General features: G+C 65.9%; 12 protein-coding genes. 4 read left to right on the top strand and 8 right to left on the bottom strand.

The window, feature by feature from the left end:
• Positions 1 to 18 precede the first annotated feature (18 nt).
• Together OPIT5_12300 and OPIT5_12295 are read right to left on the bottom strand one after the other, a co-directional pair.
• Positions 19 to 3168, bottom strand: a complete 3150-nt coding sequence (locus tag OPIT5_12300; GenBank protein ID AHF90873.1) for a hypothetical protein — start codon at positions 3166 to 3168, stop codon at positions 19 to 21.
• Between the two features lie 30 nt (positions 3169 to 3198).
• Complete coding sequence (locus OPIT5_12295) at positions 3199 to 4023, bottom strand: glycosyltransferase family 1 (protein ID AHF90872.1); 825 nt, start codon at positions 4021 to 4023, stop codon at positions 3199 to 3201.
• A 151-nt stretch (positions 4024 to 4174) separates the two neighbouring features.
• Here OPIT5_12295 and OPIT5_12290 point away from each other — a divergent pair, with 151 nt between their 5' ends.
• Positions 4175 to 5194 carry a LacI family transcriptional regulator gene (locus tag OPIT5_12290; GenBank protein ID AHF90871.1) on the top strand — a complete coding sequence of 340 codons (1020 nt, stop codon included), beginning with the start codon at positions 4175 to 4177 and terminating at the stop codon, positions 5192 to 5194.
• Positions 5195 to 5252: 58 nt separating this feature from the next.
• Positions 5253 to 5618: a hypothetical protein gene (locus tag OPIT5_12285; protein ID AHF90870.1), complete on the top strand. Its 366-nt coding sequence runs from the start codon at positions 5253 to 5255 to the stop codon at positions 5616 to 5618.
• A gap of 58 nt (positions 5619 to 5676) precedes the next feature.
• Here the strand turns inward: OPIT5_12285 and OPIT5_12280 are convergent, their stop codons facing one another.
• Positions 5677 to 7158: a tryptophanase gene (locus tag OPIT5_12280; GenBank protein AHF90869.1), complete on the bottom strand. Its 1482-nt coding sequence runs from the start codon at positions 7156 to 7158 to the stop codon at positions 5677 to 5679.
• Positions 7159 to 7561: 403 nt separating this feature from the next.
• Here OPIT5_12280 and OPIT5_12275 point away from each other — a divergent pair, with 403 nt between their 5' ends.
• Together OPIT5_12275 and OPIT5_12270 are read left to right on the top strand one after the other, a co-directional pair.
• Entirely contained in the window at positions 7562 to 8431 is an 870-nt protein-coding gene (locus OPIT5_12275) for a haloacid dehalogenase (GenBank protein ID AHF90868.1), read from the top strand.
• Between the two features lie 134 nt (positions 8432 to 8565).
• The gene (locus tag OPIT5_12270) at positions 8566 to 9795 is read left to right on the top strand and encodes an MFS transporter (protein ID AHF90867.1); all 1230 of its coding nucleotides are present in this window, start codon (positions 8566 to 8568) and stop codon (positions 9793 to 9795) included.
• 80 nt (positions 9796 to 9875) lie between these two features.
• On the opposite strand, the gene OPIT5_12265 is transcribed toward OPIT5_12270, so the two are convergent.
• From OPIT5_12265 to OPIT5_12245, 5 genes are all read right to left on the bottom strand, one after another.
• Positions 9876 to 13400 carry a glycoside hydrolase family 2 gene (locus tag OPIT5_12265; GenBank protein ID AHF90866.1) on the bottom strand — a complete coding sequence of 1175 codons (3525 nt, stop codon included), beginning with the start codon at positions 13398 to 13400 and terminating at the stop codon, positions 9876 to 9878.
• 209 nt (positions 13401 to 13609) lie between these two features.
• Positions 13610 to 14056 (bottom strand): hypothetical protein, encoded by a 447-nt coding sequence (locus OPIT5_12260; protein ID AHF90865.1) that lies wholly within the window; start codon positions 14054 to 14056, stop codon positions 13610 to 13612.
• Between the two features lie 164 nt (positions 14057 to 14220).
• Positions 14221 to 14325, bottom strand: coding sequence for a hypothetical protein (locus OPIT5_12255; GenBank protein AHF94329.1), 105 nt, complete (start codon positions 14323 to 14325; stop codon positions 14221 to 14223).
• Positions 14322 to 15446, bottom strand: coding sequence for a hypothetical protein (locus OPIT5_12250; protein AHF90864.1), 1125 nt, complete (start codon positions 15444 to 15446; stop codon positions 14322 to 14324). The genes OPIT5_12255 and OPIT5_12250 overlap by 4 nt, the downstream gene beginning before the upstream one ends.
• A 335-nt stretch (positions 15447 to 15781) precedes the next feature.
• Entirely contained in the window at positions 15782 to 15976 is a 195-nt protein-coding gene (locus tag OPIT5_12245; GenBank protein ID AHF90863.1) for a hypothetical protein, read from the bottom strand.
• Positions 15977 to 16043 lie beyond the last annotated feature (67 nt).

The following is a 16043-nucleotide window of genomic DNA, read 5'->3' as shown; positions in this document are numbered from 1 at the left end:
AGGAAAGAACGGGCGGGATCAGTCGAGGGTAAGGCTACGGATGTTTTTCTCCTGATCCGCCGCGATCCCGATGTCGGCGCGACCGAAGGTATTGCCGCGAAGAATGAGCGATTCTATCGGGCGTTTCGCGGACAGGGCAAGGAGGGTGACCGCGGGCTGGTCGGCGGTCCGTTGCCAGCGAGTGTCTGTGATTTCCAGGTGCGTGAGCGCGGTGCCGAACAGCGTGATGGCTCCGCGTGTGGGAGAAAGCTTGCCGGTCGCGCAGTCCTCGATCGTGTTGCCGGAAAGCGTCGCGCGGCCGATGCGCGGCAGAAAACCCTGTTGTTGCCAGAAGGCGATGGCCGACTGGTAGGTTCCTCGTATCGTATTTTTAGTCACACGAATATCGTTTCCGGCGCAGAGGGCGATGCCGAAACCTTCACGGGTTCCGGTGATGGTGTTGTTCTCGAAAACGACGCCCTGCGAAGCGCGGGTCAGGCCGCCGGTCTGGTCGATGCGGAGGCCGGCATCGCGGCTGTTTTCCAGGTGGCAGGATGCGACGCGCACGGCGTCGCTCGATTCGATGGTCATGCCGAAGGTGCCGGCGCCGCGCACCGTGCTTCCGGTGATCGTGACATCGCGGCAGGTGTCGATACGGATGCCGGGGCCGCCGGAATCGATGGCTGTCACGCGGTCGATGGCGAGTTGCGTGCAGCCGGCGGCGTCGAGCAGGGCGCGGTTGTGGCGGACGGCGACAGGCGAGGCGGCGGGAGGCGTCAGGCGGAGTTCGAGATCGCTGATCGTGACACGTTCGCTGGCGACGAGACGCAGACCGATGGCATCGGGATTCTCGAAAAGGAGAACGGCGCCGGGTTCGCCCGGTTCGCCCTCGATCCGCAGATCGGTCTTGCCGGCGACGAGCAGGTGGCGGTCGAGGGCGCTGAAGAGCGTGGCGCGATCGGATGCGGTCGTGGCGATGCGGTAACGGCCGGCGGGAATGCGCAGGATGCCGCCTGCCGCAGGCATGGCGTCGAGCGCACGCTGGAGGGCGGCGGTGTCGTCCGTGGCGCCGTCACCGCGGGCGCCGAAATCGCGGGCATTGAGAACGGTGTTCGCGGAAGGGGAAACGGAGGCGATGACGGGAGCGGGGGCGTGAGAAGTGGCGGGGGATAGATTACGGACGAGGCGGTAGATGTCGTAGAAGCGAGGGGCAGCGGAGGAGCCGGTTGTGCTCTCTCGAATAACGGCACCGGGGGCTTCGCCTTCAATGGCGAGGTCGCCGTCGTGGTTGGCGACAAACGTGTTTTGCTCCAGGACGAGGCCGGTGACGACCGGCCCGCGGGTGATCCGAAAACCGTAGCCGGTGCTGGCCTCGATATGGTTGTTGCGGAGGATCACGCCGCGGGGATCGAAGACCTCGATTCCCGTTTTGTATTTTCCGGTCGGATACCGGTGAAAGTTGATGCCGTCCCCGCCGGTGGCGTAGAGGGCGTTGTTTTCGATGAGCGCGTCCCGGATGTTGAATTCGCCGAGGATGCCGCCGGGATAGGCGGCTTTGGAAAGGTTCAGGTTGTTGCCGACGAGGATGTTGTTGCGCAGGACAGGGCGGAGCACGGGATCGCCGTCAACAGGATTGTGACCGTGACCATGCAGGAAAATCGCCGGAAGCTGGGAGCGTTCGATCCAGTTGCCTGCAACCTCGATATCGGTGCCGCCGACGGCCACGCCGCGGCACTGGGCGGCGATGAGCGTGTTGTGGAGAAAGCGGTTGGCTGTAGCGGGGCGTTTGACGCTCTGCACGGAAATGGAGGCGAGCGCGTCATCGCCGGAGTATTCGACGAGATTGTACGCGGCGGTGATGCCGGAGGCGGTGTCGAGGTGGATGCCGTCGGCGGTGGTGTTGCGCACGCGGCAATCGACGACCCACGAATCGGTGCAGCCGCGCCGGAAAAGCGGACCGATCACGCTCTGGTCAAACGTGACGCGGAGCATCTGCACGCCGGAGACGCGGCGGGCGTCGGGCGAATAGCTGCCGAACTGGAGCGCATACATGCCGCGAAACAGGCCGGTGCCGCGGGCATTGTAGAAGGGGAAGATGCTGAAGGAGAGGTCGCGCAGGGTGACGTTTTCCGCGCTGCCGAAATCCCACGCATACGTCGCCCCCCATGAACCGCCCGCGAAAGAGCGGGGTATGCAACGGATCTGCGAGGCCTCGCCTTCGCCGACAAAGTGGATGTTGCGCAACGGCTCGTCCCAATCGCCTTCGAGCGTCCAGGTAGCCTGGCTTTTTTTGTTATGGAACGCATAGGTGCCGGCCGGCACGTAAAGGACGCCGCCACCGATGCGTTTCAGGGTTTTCAGCGCTTTTTCGAACGCGGGCTGGTCGTCGGTCTCCCCGTCGCCGGTCGCGCCGGCATCGCGGACGTTGACGACGGGGAGCGCGGCATAATCGACGGGCGGCAGCTTTTCCAGGCCGGGCCGTTCGTAGAATGCAGGGGGGATATTGGAAATCCTGACGGACGAAAGCGGCACGTTGCCGGCGGGGGCGACGGCGAGGCGACCGGCGAGCGGGGCGAAAAAAACCTCGCCGGCGTCGGCGGCGGTGAGCCCGTCGATGGTGATGTCGATCTGCGTGATTTTTGCCCAGTCGATCGGGGCGGCTTCCGGCGGCGCAGCCGATCCCCGGAGTGCAAATGTGAAAGCGTGCAGGGAACCATCGTTGGCAAGATTCCTTTCGAGCGCACTGTCGAGTGGAATGCTGGCGATGACGCCGGGCGAACGGACAACGAGGAACAGGCGGTGCCGGCCCTGCGCAGGCGCGGCGAATCGCCAGCCGAGGCGCAGGGTGAGCGACTCCAGGTCGGTCCAGTCGGCAGAGCCGAGGCGTTTGACCAGGCGGAGAACATTGTCGTTTTTTCCTCCCTCCGGTATCCGGACGATGGTGACAATCGCGCCGTCGCCGCCCTCCGGCGCCGGCAAGGCGCCGAAACGGAGCCCGCCTCCGGAGGAGGAAGCCGCGCGGCGTTCGGTCCGCCAGGAGGCATCGCTGTCCCCGGTGGCCGTGGTGCGAATGACCGTCACCTCGCGTCCGGGCCCGTCAGTGCCTTGCGAGGCAAATGCGGCCCTCGTCAGCAGGCAGGCAAGGACGGCGGAGCCGAACAACGCAGCGGATTTGGGAAAAGACGGCATGGTTTGAAAATGCAATGAATCGTGGTCGTTTCAGGCACGGGAACGGAAGCGGCGAATCAACGCATACCCGACGACGCCGGCGCCAAGCAGCGCAGCCATCGCAGCAGGCTCGGGGATGGAGGCCGGAGCGAGGTTGAAATCGACCTCGAAGAAGTTGGCGTTGTTGGCTCCCGTGATGCCGTTGAGGCGGTTCCAGGATTGTTCGCTGCCGAGGGTAGTCGTGCCGTTGAGCGATTCGAAGAGGACACGATAATAAACGATCGATTCACCCGGCGAAAGCGTGATGGTTGACGAAGTGCCGCCGGTGAAGGTGTTGCTTCCACCGGCCAGCGAGGTGGTGGAGCGCAGATCCGTCCAGTGGGTGCCATCCAGGCTGTACTGGGTGGTCACGGATTTCATACCGCTCCAGTAACTGTTGGCGCTGGTGGAAAAGAGAATGTCTTTCACGGTGAACGAGGTGATCTCGTAACCGGCACCGGTGAAATCGAACTTGTAGGTGAAGGACGACTGCGCGGTGCCGCCATTCGCAAAGATGTAGCCGTTGGTCCATGCTCCGCTGGATGCTTCCATCTTCTGGTAAATGTTCGCACTGATCGAAAACACGTCGTCGAAGAGTTTCCCGCTCTGGAGATTCACGTTGCCGCCAGCCGGATCCTTGTCCGCTGCCGTGGCGGCCGCCGTGAGGTCGGCATAACCGAGGCTGTAAGTGTAGCCGAAGGCACCGGCGTTTCCGGTGACGTCCGTGGCCTTGATTTCGAGCGCAGCGCTGGCGGAGGGCGCGCCGGTGAGGAGGATGGCAGCGGCAGTCACGGTAACCGCAGTGACTGCAAAGATGGATCGGTGAGGTTTCTTCATGGCGGAATGGTGATCGGATGTTGGCGGGTCGGGATCGGGTAAGTGCGGGCGGACGATGGCCCCTGCCCGCTTGCGTCCGCAACCGGCTCGTTGTTTAACTGATTAAACAGCGCCACGACTGACAGACGCCCGCGCCGGCTTCCTCCTCGCCATGAGCATGACCCATCGCACCACGTTGAAACAGATTGCCGACGCCGCCGGCGTCACGGCGGCGACGGTGAGCATGGCGTTGCGCAATTCGCCGCGCATCTCGCTGGCGATGCGCGAACGGCTCCAGACGCTGGCGGCGCAGATGAATTACCACCCCGATCCGCTCATCGCCGCGCTCGCCGGGCGGCGCAGCGGCCGGCGGCGGGGCGAGGAGATCGGCACCATCGCGTGGGTGACGGCGTACCCCGAACGCCAAGGCTGGTACTGCACCACTTTTTCGCCTGGCGCATATGCGGGCGCCCGCGCGCGGGCCGCGCAGCAGGGCTATCGCGTGGAGCATTTCTGGCTGCGCGAACCGGGCATGACGGCGCGGCGGCTGAGCGAAATCCTGCACAGCCGCGGCATTCGCGGCGTATGCGTGGCGCCACTACCGGAAGGTTTCGGCCACATGCGCCTGCGCTGGGAGTGGTTTTCGTGCGCGGCCGTGGGATACTCGATGGTCCGGCCGTCGCTGCACCGGGCATGCCCGCACCAGTTTCAGGGCATGCTGCACACGTTGAAGACGCTGCGGAAGCGCGGCTACCGGCGGATCGGCGTGGCGCTGGAAAAACGCGTGAGCCGGATCGTCGTTCATAACTGGCTGGCGGCGATCCTCGTCTTCCGGCAAATGCACGGCGCCGCTTCGATCCGCCATTTCACCTACCCGACGCCGGACCGCGCCGAAATGGAGCGGTGGATCGGCCAGAATCGGCCCGATGCGATGGTGGTGCCCGATGTGGCGCTGCTCGGATGGGCGCGGGATGCAGGCCGGAAGATTGCCCCGGAAGGCATCGGCCTGGCCACGCTGGAGCGCTATTCCGGATACGCCGGGCTGGACCAGCGTCCCGAAGTGGTCGGCGCCTCGGCCATCGACCTGGTCATTGGCCAGATCCAGCGCAATGAAACCGGCATCCCCGCAGACCCCAAGGTCGTGATGGTCGAAGGCGTCTGGGTGGACGGACCCTCGGTGCGGCTGAAATAGGGAACATCGGATCGAGCCGGCGCTTGCCGGACGGGCGGCGAGGGGTTTGTTGCTGCGCATGAAACCGACTCTCACGCCCGCAACGTTTCGCTCGCTGTCCGGTGCCGAACTGGCTGCCGCCGGTTTGTCGCTGCCGCTGCAAGCCCTGCATGCGGATGCGCAGGGCGACTGGGACCGCGCGCACGAACTTTGCCAGCAGGGCGGCACGCGCGACGGCGACTGGGTCCACGCGTACCTGCACCGCAAGGAGGGCGACCTCGGCAATGCCGGCTACTGGTACGCCCGCGCCGGCCGGACGATGCCGGACCGCGGCATCCCGCTCGATGACGAGTGGACCGCCATCGCCGCCGTATTGCTCGGGCACGGACATGAAAAAGCAGAACGTTACACAAAGAGCACGAAGGACGCGAAGAAGGGAGGATAGCCCCTTGGCGATCCTTGCGCCCTTGGTGCAAAAATCCGGAGCGTTCGGACTACCGGCACTACAGACTGTCGCCAAAATCCTTCCGGAATTTCGCCATGAGCGTTTCCGGCCAGTCGCTCGTCGCGCCGAGGCGACCCATGAAAAAGCGCAACACCGGCGGCTCCTCCACAAACTGCACGCCGCCGATCAGGTCGCGGTTCCGGTAGAGCCACGCGAGGCGGTCCTCCACGTAACGGACCTGCGAGAGCGTGAACACGCGGCGCGGCATCGCCAGGCGCATGAGCTCGGCGTCGGCGAGCACGTCGTCGCCGTTTTCGTCGCGCACGCTCGACATCGTGCCGCGCTCCATGCCGCGCACGCCCGAGGCGATGTAAAACGCCGCCACCAGCGCCGCCGCCGGATACTGGCGCTGGTCGAGGTGCGGCAGGAAGCCGGTCGCGTCGATGTGGCAGCCGAGTCCGCCCGCCGGCGTCACCACGGGCACGCCCTGTTTTTGCAGGCGGCCGACGAGGTGCTCGATGAACGACGGGCTTTGCGAGATGACCGTCTCGTCCGTCGTCTCGCGCAGGCCGACGGCCATGGCCTCGATCTCGCGCACGGAAATGCCACCGTAAGTGAGAAACCCTTCGTAGAGCGGCACGAGGTGTTTCATCCGGTCGAGCAGGTCGCGGCGGTTGGTGCAGATGCCGCCGCCGCGCGAGGACGTCACCTTGCGGGCCGAGAAATAAACGATGTCCGCCAGACCGCACATCGTGCGCAGGATCGTGGCGATATCGGCGTGGCGGAACTCTTCCTCGCGGCGCTTGATCCAGTACGCGTTCTCGCCGATGAGCGAGGCGTCGAGCACGAGCAGGAGCCGGTGCCGGTCGGCAATGGCGCGGATCTCGCGCATGTTGCCGATCGAGAATGGCTGCCCGCCGATGAGGTTGGTGGACGCCTCCATGCGCACGAAGGCGATTTTGTCGGCGCCGTGTTTTTCGATGCTCTTGCGCAACTTGTCCGGATCGAGGTCGCCCTTGAAGGGCTTGGTGCTCTCGACCTCGAGCGCGTCGTCGGCGACGAGTTCCTCGATCGTGCCGCCGTTGAGGTGGATGTGCGCGTGCGTCGTGGTGAAGTGGTAGTTCATCGGCACGATGGTGCCGGGCTTCACGAATGTCTGGGCGAGGATGTTCTCGGCGGCGCGGCCCTGGTGGACAGGAAGCAGGTATTTTTTGCCGAACACGTCCTCCACCGCCTGGTTGAGGCGCACGAAACTCTGCGAACCGGCGTAGGCGTCGTCGGCCTGAAACATGGCGGCCGTCTGGTTGTCGCTCATGGCGTTGGTGCCGGAGTCGGTGAGCATGTCCAGGTAAACGTCCTTCGTGCCGAGCAGGAAGCTGTTGAAACCGGCTTCGCGGATCGCCTCGAGGCGGCGCTCGACGGGCACGAGGTGGAGTTTTTGCACGACACGCACCTTGTGCATTTCCAGCGGGAGGCTTTCGCCGCTGAAAAACCTGACGTTGCCGGAAAGACCGGAGGAGGAGGGCTGAGGGGTGGCCATAATGAAGGATAAAGGCCAGAAAACGCCGGATAACCGCACCTGATTCAAGCCTGAAGCAATAAAATGGCAAAAAGAAGGCCGGTCCACACAGGGAATGGCGACGACCTGCCACTCTCAGGTCTGCCAGCCGTAATATCAGGTTTCTGACAGCCCGGGCTGGCAGGCACTGGAACTGGCGTGCTTTTTGCGGTAGGGTGCGGTCGTACACAATAACAACACGCATCAACACACAGACACCGGTCATCACCACGCACACCAGGCCAACGCATCATTCGGGCACCCTGCGCGCGCCGCGCCGACGCCTCCGCGACACTCCGCGAAGACGATCCCCCGCGAGCCTGCCGACGCCACACCGCCACACACGCTCCCCGGATGACCGGTCCGACGAAACAGAAAGCACATCATGACAACCATCACACCGACCACGCTCCCGTTCGAGCTCCCGCGCGACTACCTCGTCGCCAGCGACTTTGACCAGACGCTCAGTTTCAACGACTCCGGCCAGGTTCTCGCCGAGATGCTCGGCATCACCGATTTCGACAAGAAGGTCCAGGGTCTCTCGCAGTCCACGCTCGTCAACCAGGGCGCGGAGCTCGCCTACCTGCTCCGGCACGATCCGCAGTTCCGCAGCGTGCGCCGCGAGGACCTCATCGCCGCCGGAAAACGCGTGCGCTTGAAAAACAACGTCGACCTCTTCGCGAAAATCCTGCGCGAGGGCATCGGCGGAAACCGGTTCCGTTTCTACGTCATCTCGGCGTCGCCGCGCGAGGTCGTGCAGTCCGCCCTCGAGGGCATCGTGCCGCCGGAAAACGTGCTCGGCACCGAGCTCGACTACGATCCGCAGACCGGCGAAATCGCCCGCATCCGCCGCGTGACCGCCGGCTACGGCAAGGTCGCCACGCTCCAGGATCTGGAAACCCGCCTCAACGCCAGCCCCGACCGCACGATCTACGTCGGCGACGGCAGCTCCGATCTCTACGTGATGCACCACGTCAACAGCCGCGACGGCCACACCATCGCCGTGTCCGCCGCCAAGCCCATCGGTCGCATCGCCCGCCGCACCGTGCTCAGCGACAACGCGCTCAGCGTGCTCGTCCCGATCCTCGAGGACATCCTCGAATGGGACGCCCGCCAGATCCGCGAATTTTTCAGCACGCACGGCCTCGCCCTGCGCGACTGGGACAAGATCCGTACCGACTGGCTGACCTTCCACGACGAAAGCGGCGGCAAACCCGCCTCGCCCGACGCGGCCCGCGGCGCCGCCCTCCCGTGAGCGGCCTTTCCCCTGCGGCTGCGACCGGCGGCGTTTCCGGCCCTGCACCGTCCGTCAGCGAATCCGCTCCCGCTGCGGATGCTCCCTCCGGAGGCGCAGGGGCGGCGGGCGCGGCGGCCACCCTGACCGCAACCGTGACGACAGCCGCCTGGCTCGGGAGACCGCGGCGACTGCGCAGCGCGTTCGCCGCGGAGCGACTGGCGGTGTCGGTCCTGTTTTTCTGCAACGGCGCGCTCTTCGCGACCTGGGTGTCGCGCATCCCGGCGATCCAGACGCGGCACGCGCTCAGCCACGCCGCCCTCGGGCTGGCGTTGCTCGTGATGGCGCTCGGAGCCGTCATCGCCATGCCGGCCGCGGGCATGCTCATCGGCCGGTTTCGCAGCGCGCCCGTCTGCAAGGTGGCGGCAACGCTCTACTGCCTGATGCTGCCCTGCCTGGCGCTCGCCCCGGGGCACGTCACGCTGGTGCTGGCCCTGCTCTGCTTCGGCGCCGCGCACGGCGCGCTCGACGTGTCGATGAACGCGGAGGCCGTGGACGTGGAAACCCGTTACCGGCGCCCGATCATGTCATCGTTTCACGCGCTGTTCAGCCTCGGGGGACTCACGGGGGCCGCGGCGGGCGTGGCGCTCACGCGACTGTCCCTCGCGCCGCTGACGCATTTCCTGCTCGCCGCCCTCCTGCTCGGCGCGGCGGCGATGGTGATTTTTCCGAAACTCGCGTCCCACCCGCTTCACCTGACACCGGCCGCGCAACCCGATCCGCGGACAAAACCCGCCGGACGCCGGACGGCGTTCCCGTGGCCGTCGCGCGGGCTGCTCGCGCTCGGCGTCGTCGCCCTGTGCAGCATGGTCGGCGAAGGCGCGATGGCCGACTGGAGCGCACTCTTCCTCCGCGACGTGCGCCACACCTCGGAGAGCTTCGCGGCGGCGGGCTACGCGGCGTTTTCCGTGGCGATGGCCGCAAGCCGCTTCGGCGGCGACTGGCTGACCGCCACGCTCGGGGCCGTGCGCTTGGTGCGCTGGGGCGGACTGACAGCCACGGCCGGCACGCTGGTCGCGCTGCTCCTGCCCGGCGCGGAGACGGCCCTGATCGGCTTTGCCTGCGTCGGCCTGGGGCTGGCGACGATCGTGCCGGCGGTCTTCAGCGCGGCGGGACGGCTGCCCGGCGTCGCACCCGGCACGGCGCTGGCGACGGTGACGACGCTCGGTTATTTCGGTTTCATCGCCGCGCCGCCGCTGATCGGGCTGGTCGCCGAGCTGATCGGCCTGCGCGGCGCGCTCGGGAGCATCGTCCTGACCAGCGCCGGCATCGCGCTGCTCGCCCCGGCACTCGCCACGCCTGCGCCTGCAAACCGGGAAACGTAGGGGCCACTTCACGTGCGCCCGTTCGCAGGATGGCGCGACAAACGCCGTTCGCGGGCGCACGTGAAGTGCGCCCCTGCGAGTTACGACGCCCGACCGAGTTCGAAGGCGAACGCATACGTCCCCTTCTCCCGGAGCCGGTATTTTTCGTGCACCGGCAACCCCCAGCTCGAATCGCCGCCGACGCCGATCTGGAAACCGTCCACATTCACCGTGATCGCCTCGCGTCGCGGCAGCTCGTGGTGATGCGTCGCCGCCTCCAGATCCTCCGGCGTGTACGGCCACGCCGTCACGCCCACCAGCGGACGCCCGTCACCGGAAGCGGCGCGGATTTCCAGACCCGCGGCGCTGCCGTTTCCGCCGCCCGCCGCCGCATCGAAAAATCCGATCCGGCGGATATCCGTCCGGTTGGCGTTGTCCTGAGGGCGTGAATACGGCGTGATCCATTCGCTCACCCGCGCCTCGTACCGGCCGATCGCCGCGCCGGTCTTGCGGTCGCGGTAACTCTCGTGCGGACCGCGCCCGTACCAGCGGACGACATCGAGCGCCGCCGGCAGGGCGAATCGCACGCCGACGCGCGGCAACTCCGGGACCGCCTCGCCGACGACGTCGAGCTGCATTTCCACCCGAAGCGTGCCGTCCCGGCGCAACCGGTACGCGATTTTCACTTCGCTCTTCCCGAGCGCCGGCACCGCGGCCAACGACCATCCCGCCGCCACGCAGCACACCTCCCCCGCCTCTGCGTCCGGGGCGACGGCCGCGAACGTTTCCAGTGTGGCGTCACGCGCGCCCGTTTTCCATGCGCCCATCTTTTCCGGCACGCCCCAGCCGAGATCGTTATCGGTCGGCACGCGCCAGAAATCCGGACGCAGCGGCGCGGCGAGATACTCGCGGCCATCCACCGCAAACGAAGCCAGCCACCCGGTGCGATGATCGACCCGGATCACCGTGCCGCCTGCGGATGCGGTCACATCATCGGAGCGGCGGCATTCCTGCCGCTGCGACGAGGCGCCACGCGCCTCGCCCCTTGCCGATGCGAACCACGGATTTTCCAGAGAACCTCCCGAGCCCGAACCGGGCGACGCTTCGCGTCGTCGCAGCGGCAGGAATGCCGCCGCTCCTGCACGCACCGCCAGTTGATCCCACGCCACCACGAACCCCGCCGGAGCCCACGCGGTGTCCGCCCGCAGCGAGAATTTCACCGTCAGGAAATACTCCCCCCCCGGCTTCCACGCCGGTGCGCCCCAGGGGATCGTCACGACTTTCTCTTCGCCCGGCGCAATCTCCAGCGCCGCCTCCGGCAGCCCGCCCCGGGCGACGGCGCGGCCGTCCTCCTCCAGTATCCATTCTCCGGCGACACCTGCGCCCGCCACCTCCGCCAGCGAAGTGTAATAATACCCGTTGCGAATCCGCACCGCCGGCGCATCAGCCGCGACAACCGCGCCGGCATCTCCCTCCCCGCCGCCCCCGGCGCCGGCCGCCGTCACCCGGATCCACTGAAACACCTTCTTCGCCTCGTAATAATGCGGGCGCGGCACACGCTCCGCATCGACGAGGCCCTTGACGCAAAAATATCCGCTGTTGGGCACGTCACCGAAATCGCCGCCATACGCCGGAAACCGCACACCATCCACGCCGGTTTTCCAGAGCGACTGGTCGCACCATTCCCAGATAAACCCGCCCCACAGCATCGGGTGCGCGTCAAAGACGTCCTGGTAATCCTGAAGATTGCCGAGGCTGTTCGCCTGGGCGTGGGCGTATTCGTTGGTGAAAAACGCCTTTTCCGACGGATATGCGCCGTGCTGTTCCGGACTGCCGAGTTCGCCGTGCTCGCCCTTGCGCACGGCCTTGCCCGCGACGTGGTCGCGCAGCCACTCGACCATGGGATACGTCTGGCTGTCCACGTCGGCGGCGAGGTTCATATCGGCATACTGGATCGGTCTCCGCTGCGGATCGGCGGCGAGCGTGGCCTCGCGCATGCTCAGGAAAACATTGCCGTAACCGGCCTCGTTGCCGAGCGACCACATGACGACGCACGGGTGATTGCGGTCGCGGATGACCAGCCGCCGCATCCGGTCCAGGCAGGCCGGCTCCCATGCCGGATCGTCGCCGGGCAGCACCCGCTTGTGATAACTGAGCCCGTGGCTCTCGACATTCGCCTCGTCGAGCATGAACAGGCCGAGGCGGTTGCAGATCCCGTACCAGCGCGGATCGTTCGGGTAATGCGCGCCGCGCACGAAATTCAGGTTGGCTTGCCGGATGAGGCGCGCGTCCGTTTCCATCAGCTCACGCGAAAGCGTGTATCCGGCTTCAGGACACATTTCGTGCCGGTTGACGCCCTTGATTTTTATCGATCGCCCGTTGATGAAATATTCCTGCTCGCGAATCTCGATCCGCCGGAAACCGGTGTCCACGCGCCGCGCCTCGACGGTGCGGCCGGTGGCGGCCTCCACCAGTTCGACCAGCGCATCGTAAACATGCGGCGTTTCGTTCGACCAGAGAAGCGGCGGCTCCGGCAACGGACGCGGCGCAGCAACCTGCTCCGGCCCGATTCCCCCGGCCCCAACCGCTCCGGCCGGCACCGGCTCGTCCATAAAGACGCCTCCGCCGACAGGGCTTCCGTCCGGCGCGCGCAGACTCAGCCGGATACGAAACGCCCCTGCCTCTCCGTCTCCCCCGTGGCGCAAGGCATACCGCAGCCCGACGGTCGCCGTCCGCAGATCGTCCGCCAGCGAGGCATCCACAAAAAAATCCCACACCGATACCGCCGGCGTATGGACCAGAAACACATCGCGAAAGATTCCGCTCAGCCGCCACATGTCCTGGTCTTCCAGATACGAACCATCGCAATACCGGTAAACCTCGACCGCGAGCAGGTTTTCGGCCTCCGGCTCCGGACGCAGGAACGGCGTCACGTCAAACTCCGCCGGCGAGCGCGAATCCTGGCTGTAGCCGACTTTGTGGCCGTTGACCCACACATACATCGCCGCGCTCACCCCGGCGAAGTGCAGCAGCGTGCGCCCCCCCCTGCCCCACGCCGCCGGCACGCGAAACATCCGCCGGTAGCACCCCACCGGATTGCGTTCGCGGAACGTCGTCCAGTCCGCCGGCGGCTCGTTCATGACCCGCGGAGCGTCGGGCGGGAACGGATACGTGTAATTGGTGTAGATCGGCGTGCCATAGTCGGGTTGCCCCGCCGGTTCGGTCCGGAGACCCTCCAGTTCCCAGCACGAAGGCACGGCGATCGGCCGCCACCCGACGGCGGGCGCCGCCACCGGGCGCGACGGATCGGCAACATAATCCGGCTCGTGAAACCCGACCGGGCGCCAGCGCGGATCCGGCGACCAGTGAAACAGCCATTCGCCGCCACGGTTTCCGCCGTCGCGATCACCGGCATCCGCATTGTCCGCGCCGCTGTTGAGCGAGCGCACCCACGGCGAGTGGTCGTAATCGCTCGCCCACCCGGAAGCCGCATCCGGGCACGGCCAGGCGGAGTTGCGCGGCGGCAGCTTGTTGACCCCGAAAACGAGCGGATTCTGCCAGTCGGCTTCGGCGTAGTCGTCCGGATTCAGGTCAGGCAGTGGCGCGGCGGGAGAGCGGGAGGACATGGAAACCGGTGACTTTCCCCGGCCCGCCGGAAGCCGTCGAGCCTGCACGCGACGAAAACGTTGTCAGGGATGCCGTCGCCGCTTCGGACGTGGCACGGGCATCCTGCCCGTGAGCGGTGAGCGTTGCCTCTCCGCGTGGTCCGTGTTTTCGGGGGGGCACAGCGGGCGGCGCTGCGCGCCGTCCACGGGCAGGGATGCCCGTGCCACTTTCAGCGCCTGCCGTCCCGGTCGGCCTCCCCGTTCGCCGGTGCCTGATCCTGAACCGGTTCCGCGCTGCCTGCGCGCCTGATATCGCTCACAAATTCCGGCCATGCCTTGCGCCCCGGTCGCGGCGGATCGCTGGTGAAGAAGTCCACGCTGGACCATTGCCGGCTCATCACGGTCAGCCGCTTCAGGGCCACATCGACCCGGCCCGCCTCCAGATCCGCCCGCGTATCGTCGAGCACGCTGCCCAGCTCGCGTCCCGGTCCCGCGTAAAACCCGTTTTCCGCAAAAATGCGCCCCGCCGCGATGCCGATCTGCACCGAGGCGAGGCAGGCAAGGACGAGGATCAGGAACATGAAAAACATCCGCGGCCCTTGCGCGCGGGGACGCGTCAGCGCCCAGAGCACGGCCACCACGACGATGAGGAGCAGGGGAAGAAGCAGGGAAATCACGGCCTCTGTTTTCAACCCTTCCCGTCCCTGAATCGCAAGGATTCCGTTCTTGCGGACGGGGAATCTTTCCGGGTGACCGGCTCACCGCCGGTATCCGGACGAGCTTCGGGACAACTCCGGTGCTGGATAAACCAGACCGGAAATCGACCTGGGCATGGGCGAGTTCAGCCGAAATGTCGGAGAAATTCCTGTACGAGTTCGAATGCGCGGCGGGCAGCCTCGGTCTGCCGGTTACCGTAATCGTTGCGCTGGCGGGGTTCGGACTTCACGCAGGCAGTGCAACCGCTTTCCAGGCTGGCCTCAAGTATTGTTCCAGCAACGCTTCTGCCGCCTCCTGACCGCGTCCGCCACTGTGCCAGAGGTCCACATAGGTCTGGACCGCGTTGGTGCAGGGCAGCCTCGGATTAGCCGCCGTGCCACCATCGGACAGGTAGAAAACGCCATTGTCGGCCGGAATCAGCACGACCAGATTTTCTCCCGAATCGACCGGCTTTGCGGCGACCGCCTGTTCGAAGGCGGGCAGGTCTTGCGCCCGGATATAGAGCCATGTCCTGGGCTGGCGCACGTGCGGCGCCTGAAACTCTGCGGCGGAAAATGATGCGTAGGCGGCGCGGCCCCCGGTCAAAGCGTCCAGCCCCTCCAGCGCCTCGCGCAGTTTCTTGCCTTGCAACAGGGTGAAGTAATGACGCCGTTCGTGCCGGTCGAAACGATAAGCGTCGCGCCACGCAGACAGGAGTTGCCCGGGATCGCGCAGGCGGAAACCGCCGTCCGGCGCCTCCTCGATGAACGCCTCGTCGCGCAGGTGGCGAACGACCTTGTTGACCAGCCCGAGGCTGACGCCCGGCTGGCAATGCGCCTGCATCTCGCGCTGCGTCCACGCCGCGCGGGCATTGTCCGCAGCCAGCAGCGCCCGGATCACCCGCCCGGTTTCCGCAGTGCCGAGGTTGGCCACCGGACGCGGGCGGGCATGCACGGCCTTCTGTCCCGTATAATGCAGAAGCAGCAGGCCCGGCACCTCCAGACGACAGTTGCCCGCGAGGTCAAACCAGCTCCAGCCGTGCTCCGCGCACAGTTCGGCAATCCGGGGTGACACGAACGGCAGGGCCAGCACCGGCACCACCACCTTGGGCCGACCGCCGGGCGAAAAGGTTTTTTCCGCCATCTGCCGGAACATGCCCGGTCGCAGCTCGCGTTTGCACTCGACGCACAGGGCTGCCCGTCCGCCGTCTGGCAACGGCCCGGTGGCAAGCAGGTCGAATCCGGCCTCCGCGGCGGTATCCGGGATGCGCACTTCCCATTCGTGCAGCCAACCCGCTTCCCCAAGCAGGGAGCGAAAGCGCGCCGCCAGCTCCGAAGCAAGCGTGGCAAAAGATATGGGAGATTTGTTCACGATTTATGCAATGTTCATGTATTCGTGAACATTGCTATTTCTGTGAACACAGACAATCCCAAACGATCGGAAATATCCCCGGACCAAGCGAAATCTGTCCGGTCTCCAGGCAGCGCCGGGGAGGGGGGGCGATCAGTTCGGCGAGTTCTTTCGGTGCTCTGGCGCTGATGTAATACCAAAGCCTTCAGATTTTTACACCAAGGCCGCAAAGAGCGCAAAGGATTGCCAGTTACCTTCTTCGCGTCCTTTGCGGCCTTTGTGTAAAATCAAAAACATTCGGGACGCTGGTATAAGCCCTGTCTTTGCCGATTGTTCCCACGGGATCAGAACGTGCGTCAGTTACTGGCCTTCTTTTTTTCGAGCACACGCTTTTCTTCGGCGGTCAGAGGCGGGGAACCTTCCCCGTACCACCAGCGGATGATGTCGGCAGCGTATTCGGTCGGGTTGCCTCCCAAGGCCTTGCTGCGGCGTTCCAGTTCCTCGGCCACATGCTCGGGAAGGGAGATGGTAAAGCGTCGTTTCTCGGCCATGGGCACAAGGATGCGAATCCGGGATTTTTTGCACTTGTGCTTTTGGAAATCATATGCTGCTAATAGC

Source organism: Opitutaceae bacterium TAV5 (assembly GCA_000242935.3).
GTDB lineage: Bacteria > Verrucomicrobiota > Verrucomicrobiia > Opitutales > Opitutaceae > Geminisphaera.
This window is presented reverse-complemented; position numbering and strand designations above follow the sequence as displayed.